Here is a 14,320-nt window from a genome sequence, read left to right as displayed (position 1 = left end):
GATTTCGGGGCGAGCGGCTACGGAAGCGGCGCCTCACCGGCGGCGGCCAGCCCCGCGATCCCCGCGCGCGATCGCCGTCCGAGCCGGCGCAGGATCTCGGAGACGTGGTTCTCGACCGTCTTGTCGCTCACCGAGAGGACGCGGGCGATCTCGCTGTTGCGCAGCCCGCGAGCGATGAGCCGGGCGATCTCGCGTTGCCGGGGAGTGAGCGCGATCATTGCGGAGGTCGAACCGGGCGCCGCCAACGCGGCGACCTCGGCGCGCGAGCGAGCCCCGGTGATGCGCAGCAGGTCGGAGACATGCGTCTGAACGGTCCGCGCCGACAGGAAGAGGACCTGCGCGATCGCGGTGTTGCTGTGCCCCTCCGCGACGAGGGCGACGACCTCGCGCTGACGCGCCGTCATCACGGCGGTCCCCGCAACGAGACCCGACGTGCGCTGCTGCAGGGCGCGCCACTTCTGCGCCGCGTGGCGGCGCAACGACTCGTTGCCGGCGGCGTCGGCCTCGGTCGCGACGGTCTCGAGCATCCGTGCCGCCTCGACCGGGTCGGTGCCGAGCAACGCCTCGGCTTCGAGCAGACGGCCGCGGAGGACCTCCGTCGCAGCTCCCGCGCGCTGATCGAGCAAGACCGCCGCCGAAGCCAGACCCTTCGCGCGATCGTCCAGGCCGTCCGAGCGGGCCATGGCGCCTCTCGCGCGGGTCACCGCCGAGGCCGCGACGGGATACCGCTGAAGGGACGTCGCGCGATCGACGATCACGGCGGCGCCGTACCGGTCCCCGCGTTCGAGCGCCGCTTCGACCAGCACCTCGGAGATGAACGCGCGGTCCCAGATCTTGCAGTGGTGGAGGTCGGGTCCGGCGGCGGCGACCAGGAGCGCCGCGGCGCGCTGGACCTGTCCCAGGGCGCGCAGCGCCCACCCGACGTAGATGCACGAGCCGACCGAGAGGTAGTTGACGTCGCGGCGTGCCCGGTGGAGGACGACGTCCGCCAGGGCGGAGGCGCGGTCACGATCCGCGGCGAGAGCGGCGCCGTAGCATCCGATCGCCAGGAAGACGAGGTGGGCGCGCGGCGGCACGTCCGCCGAGCGGGCCTGGATGCCGTCGTGGATCGCCCGCACCCGTGCCGCCCGGCCGTGGAAGGCGCTGCTGCGCGCCCACAGCAGCTGCAGGGTGAGGGCGGCACCGTCCACGGGGGCGTCCGGCGGCGCCTTCGGGGCGACCACCTGCCCGGGCTCGAGCCCGGCGTCGGCGATCAGAGCGTCTGCGACGTCGAAGGCCCCCGAGCTGAGAGCGGCCTCGGCCCGCAGGTAGCGGACGAGCAGGGCGCCGCGTCCGGCGTCGTCCGGGAGCGGCGGATCGGGCCGGGCTCCCTGATCGTGCTGCGCCCCCGACATCGCGTCGGTCATCGACACGGCCGCCGCCGCGAGCCGGTGCTCGGCGGAGGCGGGGTCTGTCGCCGATCGGAGCGCGCGATCGGCATGAACGGATGCCTCGTCGAAGCGACACGCGATGACCGCTGCCATCGCCGCCGCCACGCCCCATACCGCGCGCGCGGTGTCCGACTCCGCGCCGTCCCGCCGGGCCTCGAGAACACGCAGGTGGGCGCGGGCATCACCCGCGAACACGGCGAGGAGCGTGTGCTCGGCGTCGATCCACGCCCGGTCGAGCTCGTCGGCTTCGTCGCTCATATGCTCGTGTCCCCCGGGGACCGCCCCCGGTCTGAACGCATGGTTCCATACGCCCTCGGGTGTTGTCGCGCGTCGGGCGCGTTACCCGCCGAAACCCCTAGACGCCGAAGCGGTTACCGCGATGCCCAGCGACGCACAACCCCCGCCCCGCGGGAGCGGCGGCGATCTAACGTCGGAGGCACCGCGAGTGAAAGGAACGTGCATGTCCACGACGACCAAGGACACCCCGACCAAGAACCGTCGCCGCCCCGCGCGCGGCGGCAGCGGACCCGAGACGACCGACGAGCAGAACGCCGAGAAGGGCTTCCAGGCGTCGGAGAAGCTGACCGACAGCCTCCAGGCGGTCCTCGTCGACCTGATCGAACTGTCGATCCAGGGCAAGCAGGCGCACTGGAACGTCGTCGGCAAGAACTTCCGCGACACCCACCTCCAGCTCGACGAGATCATCGACGCGGCCCGCGAGTTCGGCGACGAGGTCGCCGAGCGCATGCGCGCTCTGCACGCGCTCCCCGACGGCCGGAGCGACACGGTCGCCGAGACGACCACCCTTCCGGAGTTCCCGCAGGGCGAGGTCGACACGGCAGAGGTCATCGACCTCATCACCGAGCGCCTCGACGCGGTCGTCGGCACCGTCCGCGACGTGCACGACGACGTCGACGAGGAAGACCCCACGAGCGCCGACATCCTGCACGGCGTGCTCGAGCGCCTCGAGCAGCTGTCGTGGATGGTCAGCGCCGAGAATCGCGTCGCCCGCAAGTCGTAAGCAGCGACCACCACACCGGATGCCGGGGCCCCAGGGCTTCGGCATCCGGTGTTCGTGCGAGGGTCCGGCCGCACGCGGTGCCGGTCCGTGGGCCCGTCGAGGGTCAGCCGCGCGCGATGAGGAACGGCGGGTGCGGGCCCTCGAGCCGAGCAACGGCGATCTTGAGTTCCGTCACGGATGAGACGACGGATCGCAACTGCTCGTCGACCTGCGCGAATCTCTGCGCGACCTGCACGAACTGCTCATCCACCTGTTCGAACCGCTTATCGACCTGCTCGAACCGCTTATCGACCTGCTCGAACCGCTTATCGACCTGCTCGAATCGCTTATCGACCTGCTCGAACCGCCTGTCCACCTGCTCGAACCGCTGATCCACCCGCGTGAACCGCTCGTCGAGGTGCTTCTCGAGGCGAACGAACCGTTGGTCGGTACGACGATCGGATTCGATGAAACGCCGGTCCGTCCGCTCCTCCATCCTCACGATCATCCATTTGGTGCCGCCGAGGATCGTGGTCGAGATGGTCACCACGAGACCCACGGCGGTGGCGATCAGGGGAAGGGACTCCATGTCGACTCCGTTCGTGCGCGAGGTGGTGCATCCGACTGTAGACAGGGGCGAGCCCTCACCGGCACGACGATCGGCGCGCGGGGGAGGAATTTCACCCCGACACCGGGTGGGGAGGAGGCGTCAGAGCCGCAGAACCTCGGTGACGCGCACGATCGCCGTGCCCTCCTCCTCGCTGGCGGCGAGATCGACCTCGGCCCGGATGCGCCAGTCGTGGTCTCCCGCGGGATCGTCGATCGTCTGCTCGACCCGCCAGACGCGCTCGGAGGCGGCGGACTCGTCGATCTCGACGAGAGCTGACGATCGGGCCGCTCCCCCGGTGCCGATCGCGTCGTGCTCGTCGAAGTAGCGATCGAGAACTCCCGGCCAGTCGACGTCGGGATCGAGTTCGACCAGTTCGTCGTCCTTTTGCAGCGCGGCCAGCTGCACGCGACGGAACATCTCGTTGCGCACGAGCACGACGAACGCCCGTCGGTTGGTGAGGATCGACGGCGGCGCCGGCGGAACGACCGGGGCCGACGGATCGTCGGCCGGGTTGACGAGCTGCTCCCACTCGTCGACGAGGCTCGAGTCGACCTGGCGCACGACCTCGCCGAGCCACGCGATGAGATCGAGCAGGTCGGGGGTCTGCGCGTCGACCGGCACGGTCTGGCGGATCGCCCGGTACGCGTCGCTGAGGTAGCGCAGCACCAGGCCCTCGCTGCGGGCGAGCTGGTACAGCGAGACGTACTCTCCGAAGGAGCACGCCCGCTCGTACATGTCGCGCACGACCGACTTGGGCGACAGCTCGAAGTCGCGGATCCACGGCTGGCTCGAGGCGAACACCTCGTACGCCTGGGCGAGCAGCTCGTCGAGGGGCTTCGGCCAGGTGATCTCCTCCAGCAGCTCCATACGCTCGTCGTACTCGATGCCTTCGCGCTTCATCGCCGCGACGGCTTCCCCGCGGGCGCGGAACTGCTGCTGCGACAGGATCGGACGCGGATCGTCGAGCGTCGCCTCGATGACGCTGACGACGTCGAGCGCGTAGTGCCCCGTGCCGACGCTGCCGCCGGCGGGCGCGGCATCCGGACCCCTACCGAGCTCGACCTCGGGGTCGAGCATCTCGATCGCGGCGAGCGCGAACGGCGACAGCGGCTGGTTGAGCGCGAAGTTCGGCTGCAGATCGACGGTGAGACGGATGCCATCGGGTCCCGCCTCGACCACGCCCGCCTGCACGAGCGTGCGGAAGATCGCGATCGCACGCCGGGCGAGCTCGTACTGCCGGGCGCGGGGCTCGTGGTTGTCGAACACCAGCGAGCGGACGTTGGCGAACACGTTACCGCCGCGCGCGATGACGTTGATGAGCATCGCGGCCGAGAGCTTCATCTGGGGCACGAGCGGCTCGGGCTCGGCCGCGACGAGGCGGTCGTAGCTCTGCTCGGTCCAGTTGACGAAGCCCTGCGGCGCCTTCTTGCGGACGATCTTCTTCTGCTTCTTGAGGTCGTCGCCGGCCTTGAGGATCTGCGCGGCGTTCTCGATCTCGTGATCGGGGGCCATGACGACGACCGTTCCCGCGGTGTCGTACCCGGCGCGGCCCGCGCGCCCCGCGATCTGGTGGAACTCTCGCGCGGACAGCTGCCGCATGCGCGTGCCGTCGTACTTGGTCAGCGCCGTCATCAGCACGGTGCGGATCGGCACGTTGATGCCGACGCCCAGGGTGTCGGTGCCGCAGATGACGCGCAGCAGGCCACGCTGGGCGAGAGTCTCAACCAGGCGGCGGTACCGCGGCAGCATCCCGGCGTGGTGCACGCCGATTCCGGCGCGGACGTAGCGCGACAGGGTCTTGCCGAACCCGGTGGTGAATCGGAAGCCGCCGATCGCCTCGGCGATCTCGTCGCGCTGCTCGCGCCCGATGATGCGGATCGACGACAGCGCCTGCGCCCGCTCCATCGCCGCGGCCTGCGAGAAGTGCACGACGTAGATGGGCGCCTGCTTGGTGTCGAGAAGCTCCTGCACCGTCTCGTGCACGGGGGTGCGCGCGTACTCGAAGTGCAGGGGCACCGGTCGCTCGACCCCGGTCACGCGGGCGGTCGGCCGACCGGTCCGGCGCGAGAGGTCGTCGGCGATGTCCTCGACGTCGCCGAGCGTCGCCGACATGAGGATGAACTGCGCCCGGTTCAGCAGCAGCAGCGGCACTTGCCACGCCCACCCGCGGTCGGCTTCGCCGTAGTAGTGGAACTCGTCCATCACCACCTGGTCGACCTCGGCATCCGCCCCCTGGCGCAGCGCGAGGTTGGCGAGGATCTCCGCGGTGCAGCAGATGATCGGAGCGTCGGCGTTGACGGAGGAGTCGCCCGTGACCATCCCGACGTTCTCGGCGCCGAAGATGTCGACGAGCGCGAAGAACTTCTCGCTCACGAGCGCCTTGATCGGCGCCGTGTAGTAGGTGCGGCCGCCCCGGGAGAGGGATGCCGCGTGCGCGGCGACCGCGACGAGCGACTTGCCCGTACCTGTCGGGGTCGACAGGATCACGTTCGCGCCCGAGACGATCTCGATGACCGCTTCGTCCTGCGCGGGGTAGAGCGTCAGCCCGCGCGAGGCCGCCCACTCGACGAAGCCGAGGTACACGGCATCCGGATCGGCACCGGCGGGCACGTGTTCGAGGAGGGGGGTCACTCCCCCAGCCTCTCATCCGCGGGGCGGGTGGACCCTTCGACAGGCTCAGGGACCACCTCCCGCCGTGGCTCAGCTCGCCGAAACCCAGGGGGCTGAGCCCGTCGAAGCCCCGGTGGCTCAGCTCGCCGAAACCCAGGGGGCTGAGCTCGTCGAAGCCCCGGTGGCTCAGCTCGCCGAAGCGCAGGTGGCTGAGCTCGTCGAAGCGCAGGGGGCTGAGCTCGTCGAAGCCCCCGGGACCGTCTCACGGGGTCGCCGCGAACACCCCGACCTCGTCCTCGTCGAGCACGAACTGGATCGCGGTGCCCACCGGGTAACGCGTGCGGAAGGGCTCCGGGAACGACGCGCTCACGATGAACTTCACCGCCGCCGGAAACGGACCGGCCCCGCATGACCCGAATCGCACCCCGCGCGGCGAGGAGCGAGACGAGCCCTCGTCCCGGACCTCCTCGGTGTTGAGGACGATCAGGCAATCGGACCGATTGCCGTCCGAGTCGATCTGGGTGACCCCGGAGAAGACGGTCAATCCGTAGTAGTCGGCGAATCCGCGCGTCTGTTCCGGATCGAAGCCGAGGTAGCCCGACGCGCCGAGCTCCGCCCCCGGGTCGGGCGTCAACGCATCCGTCTGCGCGATCCCCGAGGTGCCGTCGACGGTGGTGGAACCGACGGCGGCGGCGGTCACCGAGCTGGTCGCCGCGACTGCGACCGCCATCGCGAGCGCGGCGATCCACACGCGCCGTCGCGACCGGAGCAGCGGCGGACGCGGAGGGCGCGGCTCGGTGGCGGACCGCTCGTCCTCCTCCACCGGCTCCGCAGCGGCATCCGCACCCGGGTCGACCCGCGCAGACGGCTCCGGGGCCACCGCCTGCGGTCGTGACCGCTCCCGATCCTCCAGCTCGCGCAGACGCGCGAGGGCGACGGGATCGCTCGTGATGTCGGCGTGCGGGCCGTATGCCCGCGCGCGGAGGCGTTCGAGTTCGTGAGCTTCGTCCGCGTCCATCTTCTGCATGGTGTCACGCTCGTCCCCGTGCCGGAAGCGAGCGCGCCCGCTCACCCGGCGTCGCTGAAGACGCCGAGGTTCTCTCCGTCGAAGATGAACTGCACGCTCGAGCCCGGGGGGAAACGCGCGACGAACTCGGCGGGCTCCAGCGAGTTCACCACGAACTGGACGGCCGCCGGGAACACCCCCGCGCCGCAGCCCGATTCCGAGAAGCCGGCGGAGTAACCCCCCTCCTCGAGCTTGTCGAGGGTGTCGGTCGGCACGAGGAAGATGCAGGCGTTGCGCTCCCCCTCGGGGCCGAACTGCGCGTACGACACGAACGCGGTCATGCCGTAGAAGTCCGGGTACGCCCGCGCGTCGGAGCTCAGCGGACCGAACGCGCCCGGCAACGCGCGTCCGACATCGGGGGTGAGCGTCGCGATCTGGGGGACGCCGGCGCTGCTCGACACCGGCACGATGTCCAGGCTGGCGGCGGTCACGGCGCTCGACGCGGCGGCCACGACGGCGATCGTCAGTGCCCAGGCCCAGACCGCGCGGCGCGACCGGATCGGCACGGACCACCGGCGACGTGCCCGGACGCCGTCATCCGCCGTGTCCGGCTCGCCTCCCGTCCCCGGCGCGGGAAGATCCTCCGCATCGGTGGCCTGCGCCGGCGCACTCGGGCCCGGAGCGGGAGCCGTCCTCGTCGCACGCGCCCGTCGATCGACCTCTTCGAGCTCGGCCAAACGGGCGACGGCGCGAGGATCGTCGGAGATGTCGGCGTGCGGCCCATACGCTCGCGCGCGCAGACGAGCGAGTTCGCTCTCGTCGTCCGTGTTCATTCTGTGCATCGTGCCACGTCCGATTCATGCGTGGGAATAGATCGACGGATGCCGCGTTGCACCACGTATGCGCTCCTTCGGCACCCTCTCCTTCGGCCATTACGGCCCCCTCGGCGGCGGTCGTCAGCTGACCGCCGGCGACTCGATGCTCCAGGCGATCGACCTCGCCCAGGGCATGGACGACCTCGGGATCAACGGCGTCTCGTTCCGCGTGCACCACTTCGCGCGTCAGCAGGCCGCCCCCATGCCCCTGCTCGCCGCGATCGCCGCGCGCACCTCGCGGATCGAGGTCGGCACCGGCGTCATCGACATGCGGTACGAGAACCCGCTCATGCTCGCCGAGGAGGCGGCATCCGTCGACCTCATCAGCGGGAACCGCCTCGCCCTCGGCGTGAGCCGTGGGTCACCCGAGACGGTCAAGAACGGCTACGAGGCCTTCGGGTACACGGGCTCGCAAGACCCCCGCGGTGCCGACATCGCGCGTGAGCACTTCGACCTCTTCCTCCGAGCGATCGACGGCGAGGGTCTCGCCGAGCGCGACCCGATGAGCCCCTTCGGCGGCGGCACGGGCCTGCAGCGCATCGAGCCGCATTCCCGCGGACTCCGTCAGCGCATCTGGTGGGGCGCCGGCACGACGGCGACGGCCGAGTGGGCGGGTCGCATCGGCGTCAACCTCATGTCGTCGACGCTCCTCACGGAGGCCGACGGCACGCCCTTCGACCTCCTGCAGGCGCAGCAGCTCGACGCCTTCCGCGCCGCGTGGCGCGAGGCGGGTCACGTGGGCGAGCCGCGCACCTCGGTCAGCCGGAGCATCTTCCCGATCGTCACCGCCGAAGACGAGATGTACTTCGGCGGTTCCGCCGGCAGCGACCAGATCGGCGTGATCGACGGCATGCGCTCGACCTTCGGCAAGACGTACGCCGCGACGCCGGACGTCCTCGTCGAGCAGCTGCAGAACGATGCCGCGGTGATGAGCGCCGACACCCTGATGCTGACGATCCCGTCGCAGATGGGCGTCGACTTCAATCTCCGCCTCGTCGAGAACTTCGCCCGTCACGTCGCGCCGGCCCTCGGCTGGCAGCCGACACAGGCGGCCTCGCGCGTCTGACACGGAAAAACGGCCCCGGATGCCATGGCATCCGGGGCCGTCGTCGTTCTCGGCAGGCGCTCGCTCAGCGCGCGGTGAGGCCGCGCGACCGGGCGATCGTCTGGGAGACCAGGTACTCGCCCCACGCGACGATGTACGCGCCGAGCGCGGCCCACACGTACCCGCCGGGCAGAACGCCCACGGCCCCGAGCGCCCCCACGACGGTGAGCGCGATGACGACGATCAGCACGGGAACGAGCCCTCGGGATGCCACGGCCCCGGCCGGCGTCCGCCACACCACCAGCAGCGCGCCGGCGGTGGCGATGAGCAGGATGAGCGGCGTCCACCACGACCCGAGCGTCGCCATGGTCGCGGAGGCACCGAGGCCCGCGATGACGAGGGACGCGGTGCGAAGCGCGCGGATCCGCGTAGACGGGACGGGAGTCTGCGATGCAGGAATGAGGGGCTCCTTTTCGAGCGCGACGCGGGGCGTCGACGGGTGGGCGGTGATTCCAGGGTATCGAGCGTCGACAGCCGCAGTCCCCCGTTCCGGCGGAGCCCGATCACGCGGATAGGGTGAGCAACGCACCGCCGTGAACGACAGAAGGGGCTGCCGTGGTCCTCACCGCCTCGCCGCAGGAACAGCCGGACTCCCTCGACCGGATCGCGCGCGATCTCGTCGCCTTCAAAGACGCCCGCGGCCCCGTCTCGTACGGCGATCTGGCCCGCCGGGTCGGCGAGCTGCGCATCGCGCGGGGAGTCGCGGCCACCGCCGCCTACCCGGCACGCACCACGGTGTACGACGTGTTCCGACCCGGCCGCACCCGCATGGACCCGGCGCTCGTGCACGACATCGTCCGGGCTCTCGGCGCGGACGACGCCGAAGCCGATGAGTGGGTTGAGCGCTACCACCGCGTCCGCCGCTCGGCCGAACCGGCCGCCCGCCCGCGCCCGGTCGCGCCTGTCGAGGTCGCCGCCACGACCGACACCCCTCTTCTTCCGACGTCGACTCCGACTCGGCGCTCCGCTCCCCTGACGATTCTCGGATGCCTCGTCCTCAACCTCATCGGACTCATCGTGGTGCAGCAGCTCCATCTGCCGCTCTACCTCGACATGGCCGGCACCGCGGTCGTGGCGATCGTCTTCGGTCCCTGGTACGGCGTCGCCGTCGGCCTGATGACGAACCTCCTGGGGTTCGTCGTGGGGGTCCCGGGCGCCGCGCCGTTCGCCCTCGTGAATGTGGTCGGTGCGCTCGTGTGGGGATACGGCGTCCGTCGCTTCGGCATGGGAAACGACATCGTGCGGTACTTCCAGCTGAACCTGCTGGTGGCCGTCGCGTGCACGATGGCCGGGGCTCCGCTCAACGTCCTCCTCTTCAGCGGTTTCTCCGGCCACGGATCCGACACCGTCACCGTCTCGCTCGAGCACCTCGGGCTGCCCCTCATCGCCGCGGCCTTCTCGACGAACATCCTCACGTCCGTGATCGACAAGCTGCTCACGGGGTTCATCGCGCTGATGGTGTTCGTGTGGCTGCGCCGCACGTTCGGCGTTTCCGCCGCGCACATGCCGTTGGTCGACCACCTGCACGCCCCGCTCGCGCGCCGGCGGGCGCTCGGCTTCCTGCCCGGGCGGCTCGCTCTGCGCTGACACGACCAGCCGAGAGAACCCCCTGAAACGCTCACGATTTCCGCGGGGTCGGATCGGGATCCACCCGCGCGTTCTACGCTGAATGCCGGAGAGGGCAGGAGCCCCATCCTCGGTCGACGAAGCCATCGCATCGGGAGGGGTGAAATGGAGCTGTCACGACGGAGCATGCTCGTCGGCACCCTGAGCGTCCTCGGACTCGGTGCCGGGAGCGTCGCGGCTGCTTCCCTGATGACGCACGGAGGCCCCGAGAAACCCCTGGTCGGTCCGCACGCGCGGACGGCCTCCCCGAGCGCGACCGCGACCGCCACGCCGACCCCTACCCGCAGCGCGGCGGACGCGACCGAAGACCTGCGCCTTCACGCGTGGGACAGCGTCGTCCGTCAGATCTCGGATGCCGCCGACGCGACCGTCACGCTCGCCTCGGGCGCGCTGCCCGCCGGGGTGGGCCTCTCCTCGGGCCGTGTGATCGGACGCCCGACGACCGAAGGCGCCTACCGGTTCGCCCTCGACGTCCGGGAGGGCAAGAAGAAACGGCTCCGCACCTTCGCCGGCACCGTCGCCCCGCTCAAGCGCGACCTGAACATCTCCCTCAGCCTCGACCAGCGGACGCCGATGTCGGTCACGGCGAAGGAGTTCGACCGCATCGCACGCCTCGGCGCGAACGCGACGCTGGTCATCTACTGCTTCATCTCCGATCCCACGTCGACCACGTTCACACGCGTCTCCGACGACCGCATCGACAAGGCTTTCCAACTCGCTCGAGACCGCGGCATCCGGATCACGCTGGTCAAGCCGCACATCGTGACCGACGATCAGGGCGACGGGTTCTACCGCGGCAACTACGCCCCGGCATCCCTCGACGCGTTCTTCGCGAACTGGCAGGCGCAACTGCAGTACTTCGCCACCCTCTGTGCGCAGAACGACGTGGAGTATCTCGCGCTGACGTGCGAGCAGCCCGCCCAGACCGACGCCTCGACCTACGACCGGTGGGTGCCGCTCATCCAGAAGCTCCGCGACACGGAGCCGGGGGTGAAGCTCACCGCCGCGTTCACGACGCTCGAGCTCTTCCTGCTCTACACGTACTGGATTCCGCAGTCGACACCGCACATGGCCCGGTTGCTCGACGTCTTCGGCATCAACTCGTGGATCCGGCTGACCGACAAGGTCTACACGCCCGACGCGCCCAACATCACGGTCGATGAACTCGTCGCCGGCTGGCGGGGCGGCGGCGGCCGGACAGACGACCATCTCGGCAAGCTCGAGGCCGTGTGCGACGGGCTGCGCATCCCGTTCTTCATCACCGAGGTCGGTGTTCAGCCGCGCGTCGACGGCCTCGCGAAGCAGGACAACAACTCCCCCGCCACCGGGGCCGAGGACTTCGACGTCCAGGCCCTGCTGTACCAATCCGTCCTACAGGCTCCCCTGCAGTCGCGGTGGTGCACGGGCGCATCCATCTGGCACATGCGCGCGCCCTTCGCGTTCGGGCTCCTCAACGGCAAACGCCTCTTCCCCGGTGAGAACGTGCTGAAGACGGCGCTCGCCGACACCCCGGCTCTGGCCACGAAGTCGTTCTGAGCCGGTCGGACATGCCTACGCTGTCGTCATGATCGTCGCCCTCCATCGTGTCGATGCTCGTGGGATCGACAGGCGTGCCCTGGAGACCTTCCTCTCGTCGAACGCGTTCCCGTTTCACGTCATCACGCGCCCGACTTCTGCGCAGATCGCCGAGGCCATCGACGGAGACGCCTGGGGCGACGACGACACGGAGACGTTCTGGGTCGAGGCGGATCACGAACCTCACGCCGGTCTGGTGCGTCTGCAGGACCTTCGTGACCCGACGGCCACGCTCGACCTCCGGCTTGCGGAACACCATCGCGGCCGCGGTCTCGGCACCGCTGCGCTACGCGCCGCCACCGATCACCTCTTCCATACCTACCCGAACGTGCGCCGGTTCGAAGGCACCACGCGAGAGGACAACATGGCGATGCGCCGCACCTTCGTCCGATCCGGATGGGTGCAAGAGGCCCACTACCGTGACGGGTGGCCGATTGACGGTGCGGAGCCCGTGGCATCCGTGGGCTACAGCATTCTCCGCCGTGACTGGGCGACCGGGTCCAGGACGCTCGTTCCCGACTTCACCGCCGGGCCATCGCCGCGCTGAGCCGCCCGATGCGCCTCAGCCCTGCGGCGTGACGAAGGGCGCTCGCTCGGGAGTCACGACCGCATCGGGGTGCACCGCGCGGTAGGCGGCCAGGTCGCGGACGTTCTTCTGCACCGCGACGACGGCGAAGAGGCTCATCGCAAACCCGATGCCGTAGAAGCCCTTCTCCGACAGCAGGAGTTCGGCGTTCCACAGCCCCACGGCCATGAGGGTGAGCGCGGCGAGCAGCATCCCCCACGCCACCCCGAGATAGGCGCCCGTCACCGGCACCTCCTCGGCGCGGTCGCGGACCGCCTTCTGCACCGAGATCGCTGCGAAGAGCCCCAGCAGGAACACGGCGAGGGAGAAACCCTTCTCCGCGAGGGTCATCTGCGCGTTGTACAGCCCCACGAAATACACCGAGGCTCCGAGCCCCAGCGCGACCCAGGAGGCTCCGACGAATGCTCCGGTCGGTCGACCGAGAGCCTGCTGCCTGTGCTGGTCCGACATGACGTGTCCTCTCCTTCGAGTGCCCCACGCCGCGACTGGCGCGGGAAAGGAACTGTAACGACGGAGACATTCCTGAAACGCCATGCGCCCCGAAGAATCATGCTGTCCCGGGTACGAAGTCACCCGGGACCGGCGAAGCGACTCAGCGACCCGCGCGATCACCCGCCGCGCGCGCGGGCGGCGAGGCCACGTCCAGGCGCTCGAGGCCCCGCAGCGACGTCCAGATGAGTTCTTCGCCCTTCGCGGCGTGCTGAGACGCACGCACGGCCCGCTCGTCGGCCCAGGAGTTCAGGACGTGCCCGCTGTGTCCGCGGACGTGTTCGAGCACCACATCAGGAAGCCCGGCCGCCCGGCGCGTGTCACGCGCGGCGATCAGCGCCTCGAGGATGCCGCGGTTGGCGACGGGCTTCTTGGCACTCGTGACCCAGCCGCGGCGGCGGTGACCGTCCATCCACGACGAGTACGTGTCGATCGCGTACTTGGAGTCGGCCTGCACGACCAGCTCGCGCACGTCGGCGTGATCGGTGATGGCGTGCAGGAGTCCGAGGAGCTCACCGATGTTGTTGGTGCCCTCGGGGATCGAGCCGGCCGCCCAGTGGCCGTCCTCCCCGACCCACGCCCACCCGGCCGGACCGGGATTGCCCTTGCAGGCGCCGTCGGTGGCGACGACGTAACGATCGACGGATGCGGGGGCAGGCGTGCTCATCCCTCCAGTTTGTCCCGTTTTCCTCCGTCCTCCGCGCACACCACGTTCCTCGGGTGAAGTCCGAGGTGAACTGATGGCGATCTGTGGCGGGCCGCGTCGCGCGGAGGAGAGTCACCGAAGGGACGGGATGCCAGCCTGTAGCGGTATTCCGCTCGGATCCGCCCCTAGAAAGGCACCGCCATGTCTTCTGCTCATGATCGTCGCATCCACCCCGGCGCGCTCACCGCGATCATCGTGTCCGTCGTGCTCATCGTCGGTGCCGTCGGGTTCGCCGCGTGGTTCCTGACCTCGCAGGCGTCGGAGTCGGATGCCGCACCCTCGACCGGCCCGACGGTGTCCAACACCCAGGCCACCGAACTGCTCGTCCAGTGGCGTGCGGTGTTCGCGAAGTACAAGGAGGCGAACGGCGGGTACCCGGAGTTGCCTGACGGCGGTTACTGCCTGGGCACCGGGTTCCCGGTCGGCGCCGGTGGAACCGCGAACTGCCGCGACTTCGGCGCGACGAGCTTCTATACCGAAGAGGCCAGCAAGCCGCTGATGGAGAAACTGTCCTCCGTCGGCGACCTGCCGACGACCGGCCCGTCGACGCCCGTCCGGGGTACGGTCGGCCCCTACGCGCTCTACGAGGGCAGCACCATCAACCTGCTGACCGCGGAGAACGGCACCTGCGTGGCCCCCGCCGTGGACGTCTGGAACGACGGCGGGGGCCTGAACATCTGCGCGATCACGCTCGATCGCTGA

The 14,320-nt window shown here is 70.1% G+C and carries 14 protein-coding genes; 6 read left to right on the top strand and 8 right to left on the bottom strand.

The genetic code is table 11. The features are described from left to right. Positions 1 to 17: 17 nt before the first annotated feature. The gene (locus MTES_RS12495) at positions 18 to 1,688 is read right to left on the bottom strand and encodes a helix-turn-helix transcriptional regulator (RefSeq protein ID WP_013585625.1); all 1,671 of its coding nucleotides are present in this window, start codon (positions 1,686 to 1,688) and stop codon (positions 18 to 20) included. A 202-nt stretch (positions 1,689 to 1,890) separates the two neighbouring features. On the opposite strand from MTES_RS12495, the gene MTES_RS12490 reads away from it, so the two are divergent. Then, entirely contained in the window at positions 1,891 to 2,451 is a 561-nt protein-coding gene (locus MTES_RS12490) for a Dps family protein (RefSeq protein ID WP_013585624.1), read from the top strand. 103 nt (positions 2,452 to 2,554) lie between these two features. Here the strand turns inward: MTES_RS12490 and MTES_RS12485 are convergent, their stop codons facing one another. The 4 genes from MTES_RS12485 to MTES_RS12470 all read right to left on the bottom strand — a co-directional run bounded on the left by MTES_RS12485 (position 2,555) and on the right by MTES_RS12470 (position 7,489). Beyond that, the gene (locus MTES_RS12485; protein ID WP_013585623.1) at positions 2,555 to 3,019 is read right to left on the bottom strand and encodes a hypothetical protein; all 465 of its coding nucleotides are present in this window, start codon (positions 3,017 to 3,019) and stop codon (positions 2,555 to 2,557) included. Positions 3,020 to 3,139: 120 nt separating this feature from the next. Next, a complete protein-coding gene (locus tag MTES_RS12480; RefSeq protein WP_013585622.1) occupies positions 3,140 to 5,671 on the bottom strand; it encodes a DEAD/DEAH box helicase in 2,532 nt (843 codons plus the stop codon). A 241-nt stretch (positions 5,672 to 5,912) separates the two neighbouring features. Further along, the gene (locus MTES_RS12475; RefSeq protein WP_013585621.1) at positions 5,913 to 6,677 is read right to left on the bottom strand and encodes a hypothetical protein; all 765 of its coding nucleotides are present in this window, start codon (positions 6,675 to 6,677) and stop codon (positions 5,913 to 5,915) included. Between the two features lie 41 nt (positions 6,678 to 6,718). After that, a complete protein-coding gene (locus MTES_RS12470) occupies positions 6,719 to 7,489 on the bottom strand; it encodes a hypothetical protein (protein WP_043361412.1) in 771 nt (256 codons plus the stop codon). Between the two features lie 67 nt (positions 7,490 to 7,556). Here MTES_RS12470 and MTES_RS12465 point away from each other — a divergent pair, with 67 nt between their 5' ends. Continuing rightward, entirely contained in the window at positions 7,557 to 8,597 is a 1,041-nt protein-coding gene (locus tag MTES_RS12465; RefSeq protein WP_013585619.1) for an LLM class flavin-dependent oxidoreductase, read from the top strand. Positions 8,598 to 8,661: 64 nt separating this feature from the next. On the opposite strand, the gene MTES_RS12460 is transcribed toward MTES_RS12465, so the two are convergent. Next, entirely contained in the window at positions 8,662 to 8,943 is a 282-nt protein-coding gene (locus tag MTES_RS12460) for a Rossmann fold nucleotide-binding protein (RefSeq protein ID WP_013585618.1), read from the bottom strand. Between the two features lie 248 nt (positions 8,944 to 9,191). Here MTES_RS12460 and MTES_RS12455 point away from each other — a divergent pair, with 248 nt between their 5' ends. From MTES_RS12455 to MTES_RS12445, 3 genes are all read left to right on the top strand, one after another. Further along, positions 9,192 to 10,223, top strand: a complete 1,032-nt coding sequence (locus MTES_RS12455) for an ECF transporter S component (protein WP_013585617.1) — start codon at positions 9,192 to 9,194, stop codon at positions 10,221 to 10,223. A 165-nt stretch (positions 10,224 to 10,388) separates the two neighbouring features. Next, the gene (locus tag MTES_RS12450) at positions 10,389 to 11,798 is read left to right on the top strand and encodes a hypothetical protein (protein WP_043361410.1); all 1,410 of its coding nucleotides are present in this window, start codon (positions 10,389 to 10,391) and stop codon (positions 11,796 to 11,798) included. 28 nt (positions 11,799 to 11,826) lie between these two features. Further along, positions 11,827 to 12,384, top strand: coding sequence for a GNAT family N-acetyltransferase (locus tag MTES_RS12445; RefSeq protein WP_013585615.1), 558 nt, complete (start codon positions 11,827 to 11,829; stop codon positions 12,382 to 12,384). A 15-nt stretch (positions 12,385 to 12,399) separates the two neighbouring features. Here MTES_RS12445 and yiaA read toward each other — a convergent pair whose 3' ends face one another. Both yiaA and MTES_RS12435 read right to left on the bottom strand, forming a co-directional pair. Then, the gene (gene yiaA, locus MTES_RS12440) at positions 12,400 to 12,873 is read right to left on the bottom strand and encodes an inner membrane protein YiaA (RefSeq protein WP_013585614.1); all 474 of its coding nucleotides are present in this window, start codon (positions 12,871 to 12,873) and stop codon (positions 12,400 to 12,402) included. A gap of 142 nt (positions 12,874 to 13,015) precedes the next feature. Further along, the gene (locus MTES_RS12435; protein ID WP_013585613.1) at positions 13,016 to 13,579 is read right to left on the bottom strand and encodes a ribonuclease H family protein; all 564 of its coding nucleotides are present in this window, start codon (positions 13,577 to 13,579) and stop codon (positions 13,016 to 13,018) included. Positions 13,580 to 13,759: 180 nt separating this feature from the next. On the opposite strand from MTES_RS12435, the gene MTES_RS12430 reads away from it, so the two are divergent. Beyond that, positions 13,760 to 14,320 carry a glutamate-1-semialdehyde aminotransferase gene (locus MTES_RS12430; RefSeq protein ID WP_013585612.1) on the top strand — a complete coding sequence of 187 codons (561 nt, stop codon included), beginning with the start codon at positions 13,760 to 13,762 and terminating at the stop codon, positions 14,318 to 14,320.

It is taken from the genome of Microbacterium testaceum StLB037 (assembly GCF_000202635.1).
Classification (GTDB): Bacteria; Actinomycetota; Actinomycetes; order Actinomycetales; family Microbacteriaceae; genus Microbacterium; species Microbacterium testaceum_F.
This window is presented reverse-complemented; position numbering and strand designations above follow the sequence as displayed.